1 protein-coding gene is annotated in these 533 nt (G+C 61.9%); it reads right to left on the bottom strand.

Annotated elements, in window-relative coordinates:
* The coding region (locus tag PVA39_RS23225; protein WP_274126072.1) for an Ig-like domain-containing protein at nucleotides 1-533 on the bottom strand (533 nt) is incomplete at both ends.

Here is a 533-nt window from a genome sequence, read left to right as displayed (position 1 = left end):
GCCGGTGCATCGACAGTGATCAGCGGAGCGGTGGTGTCGATAGCGCCGGTATCAGTAGCCGAGCCGGTGTTGCCGGCTGGGTCGGTGACTTTGGCATCGACCGAGTACGGGCCTTCAGCAAGAGGCTGAGTCAGCTCGACGCTGTAGGTGCCACCCGCCAGAACCGGTGTGGTGACGGTAAAGGTGTTGGCACCCTGAGTGATGGTCAGCGTTACGATGCTGCCGACTGGCGCATCGGTGGTACCAACGATAGTCGGCGTCGTGTCATTGGTGATGGCTGGAGCATCGACAGTGATCAGCGGAGCCGTGGTGTCGATAGCACCGCTGTCATTAGCCGAGCCAGTGTTGCCGGCGGTGTCGGTAACTTTGGCATCGACCGAGTACGGGCCTTCAGCAAGAGGCTGAGTCAGCTCGGCGCTGTAGGTGCCGCCAGCCAGAACCGGTGTGGTCACGGTAAAGGTGTTGGCACCCTGAGTGATGGTCAGCGTAACGGTGCTGCCGACCGGCGCATCGGTAGTACCGACGATGGTCGG

The organism is Pseudomonas sp. CNPSo 3701 (genome assembly GCF_028674975.1).
Taxonomy (GTDB): Bacteria; Pseudomonadota; Gammaproteobacteria; order Pseudomonadales; family Pseudomonadaceae; genus Aquipseudomonas; species Aquipseudomonas straminea.
This window is presented reverse-complemented; position numbering and strand designations above follow the sequence as displayed.